The 3,001-nt window shown below is 70.0% G+C and carries 1 protein-coding gene and 2 pseudogenes; 2 read left to right on the top strand and 1 reads right to left on the bottom strand.

The window, feature by feature from the left end; translation table 11 throughout:
• Nucleotides 1-209 (top strand): annotated as a pseudogene (locus ABZ749_RS32825) (hypothetical protein); the annotation flags it as partial.
• Between the two features lie 124 nt (nt 210-333).
• Entirely contained in the window at nt 334-2,721 is a 2,388-nt protein-coding gene (locus ABZ749_RS32820) for a discoidin domain-containing protein (RefSeq protein ID WP_357234738.1), read from the top strand.
• A 90-nt stretch (nt 2,722-2,811) separates the two neighbouring features.
• Here the strand turns inward: ABZ749_RS32820 and ABZ749_RS32815 are convergent.
• Nucleotides 2,812-3,001: pseudogene (locus tag ABZ749_RS32815) on the bottom strand (aldo/keto reductase); the annotation flags it as partial.

The raw sequence follows: 3,001 nt of genomic DNA, 5'->3' as shown, positions 1-3,001 counted from the left end.
ACGCGGCCCGGTACGAGCCGCTGCCCTGGCCGGGCGAGGTGCGCAACATGGCGCTGGACACCAGGAAGGCGCGCGAGCTGCTCGGGTGGTACCCGAAGATCGGCTTCACCGAGGGCGTACGGATGACAGTGCGTGACGCCCGTCGCCGCCAGGCCGGCAGCCAGATCCTGTCCCCGGTGCGGGCGCTGGAGCGCGCCGTCAGCCACTGAGGACTCACCGCGTAATTCCCGTCATCTGATCGGTATTTTCATCGATCAGTCTAACTCTTGCGGGTCGGCATCCACTGCTGCCACGATGGCCGTCAATGCCTTCCGTCCCGAAGGAGTGGTCGTCATGGCGGTCTCCCGCCGCAGGTTCGTCACATCGGTGCTGGCCGGGTCCGCCCTCGCCACCGCCTCCACCACCGAGCTGCTCACCAGCCTGTCCAGCCCCGCGCACGCCGCCAGTCCCCCCGGGGACGTGGTCGGCAAGGTGACCGTCGGCTACCAGGGCTGGTTCAGCGCACCCGGCGACGGGGCACCGATCGGCGGCTGGTGGCACTGGGGCCGCGACCGGTTCCAGCCGCCCTCACCCGCCAACACCACGATCGTGTCCTGGCCGGACATGCGCGAATACACCCACACCTACCCCACCGCGTACCCCAACCTGGGCAACGGACAGCCGGCCACCCTCTTCTCCTCCTACGACCAGCAGACGGTGGACACCCACTTCCGCTGGATGCAGGAGAACGGCTGCGACACCGCAGCGCTGCAACGGTTCAACCCGATGGGCGACGAGGGCCCGACCCGCGACGCGATGACCCAGAAGGTGCGCTCCGCCGCCGAGCGCTACAACCGCAAGTTCTACATCATGTACGACGTCACCGACTGGCTGACCTTCCAATCGGAGATCAAGACCGACTGGACGACGAAGATGGCCGCGCACACCGCGTCGTCGGCGTACGCCCGACAGAACGGCAAACCGGTCGTCTGCATCTGGGGCTTCGGCTTCAGCGAGCCCAGCCGCCCCTTCACCCCCGGGCCCTGCCTGGAGGTCATCAACTGGTTCAAGGCCCAGGGCTGCTACGTCATCGGTGGCGTGCCCACCTGGTGGCGGCAGGGCATCGAGGACTCCCGCCCCGGCTTCCTCGACGTCTACCACGCGTTCCACGCGATCTCGCCGTGGATGGTCTACCGGGCCAGGACGGTGGAGGAGCTGGACTCCTACTACAACAACGTCAACGTCGGCGACATGGCCGACTGCGCGGCGCGCGGCATCGACTACCTGCCCTGCGTGATGCCCGGCGACCTCGCCGGAGGCCACCGCAAGCACGGCGACTTCTACTGGCGGCACATCTACAACATGGTCCGGCTCGGCTCCCAGGGCCTCTACGTGTCCATGTTCGACGAGTACAACGAGGGCAACCAGATCGCCAAGACGTCGGAGACCCAGGCCACCACCCCGGCCGGCGCGAACATCCGCGCCCTCGACGAGGACGGCGTCGCCTGCTCCTCCGACTACTACCTGCGGATCACGGCCGACGGTGGCCGGATGCTCAAGGGGCAACTCGCGCTCACCGCCGTCCGCCCCACCCCACCGATGGTCGGCACCCCGCCCCCGACCAGCGGCGACCTGGCGGCCGGCCGGTCCACCTCGGCCAGCAGCCAGAACGGCCCGTTCCCGGCGTCGAACGCGGTGGACTCCGACGCCGGCAGCTACTGGGAGAGCGGCGGCGGTGCCTTCCCACACTGGTGGCAGGTCGACCTCGGCGCCAGCCACCAGGTCAACAAGCTCGTGGTGCGGCTGCCCGCCGGCTGGGGCGCGCGCACCCAGACCATCACCGTGCAGGGCAGCGGCGACGGCAGCACCTTCTCGACCATCGCTGCGGCCTCGGCGTTCGCCTTCGACCCGGCGACCGGCAACACCGTCACCCGCACGCTGACGACCACCGCGGCCCGCTACGTCCGGCTGAGCATCGCCGGCAACACCGGCTGGCCGGCGGGCCAGCTCGCCAAGGTCGAGGTGTACGCCGGCAGCACCACCCCGGACAACCCGCCGACCGCCCCGAGCGGCCTCGCGGTCACCGGCAAGACGTCGACAAGTGTGTCGCTGTCCTGGACGGCCTCCACCGACGACACCGGAGTCACCGGTTACCAGGTGCGCCAGGGCGGCACCGTCGTCGCCACCGTCACGGGCACCACGGCGACGGTGAGCGGGCTCAGCGCGTCCACCGCGTACACCTTCACGGTCGTCGCCCGCGACGCCGCCGGCAACACCTCCAGCGCGTCCAACGCGGTCACCGTCACCACGGACGCCGCGGCCAACTCGGACCTGGCCCGGGGCAGATCCACGTCGGAGAGCAGCCACGTTCAGAGTTACGGGTCGGGCAACGTGGTCGACGGTGACGCCAACAGCTACTGGGAGAGCACGAACAGCGCGTTCCCGCAGTGGGTGCAGGTCGACCTGGGGTCGACGCGCACGGTCGGGCGGGTGGTGCTGAAGCTGCCTCCGTCGTCGGCCTGGGCGACGCGGACGCAGACCCTCTCGGTGCAGGGCAGCACCGACGGGGGAAGCTTCGGCACGCTCGTCGGATCCGCGGGGCGCGTCTTCGACCCGGCCACGGGTAACCAGGTGACGCTGACCTTCAGCGCCGCGCAGACGCGTTACGTGCGGATCACCGTCACTGGCAACACCGGCTGGCCGGCAGGACAGCTCTCAGCCCTGGAGGTCTACGCCAGCTGACCGAGGCGTGGGCGGCCGTCGGGGAGCGGCGGCCGCCCAGCCCCAAGGTCCGACACCCGGACTACCCGTTCAAGGCTGCCTGACGAGGCACTAGTTGCCGACGCCGAGGCTCGACATGAACGCCGCCGGGTAACGGTCACCCCGCGCGGCACCCTTCGGAACGGCCGCCTCGATCTCTTCGAGATCATCGGCCGACAGCTTCACGTCCAGCGCCGGCAACGCCTCGGCCAGCCGCTGCCGGGTGCGCGCACCGACCAGCGGAACGATGAACGGGTCCTGC

This window comes from Micromonospora sp. NPDC047753 (assembly GCF_040642735.1).
Classification (GTDB): domain Bacteria; phylum Actinomycetota; class Actinomycetes; order Mycobacteriales; family Micromonosporaceae; genus Micromonospora.
The sequence above is the reverse complement of the archived record's forward strand: the minus strand, read 5'-3'. Positions and strand labels throughout refer to the sequence as shown.

Coding starts and splice junctions, on each gene's coding strand:
- ABZ749_RS32820 (WP_357234738.1), top strand. CDS start 334: ATGGCGGTCTCCCGCCGCAGGTTCGTCACATCGGTGCTGGCCGGGTCC.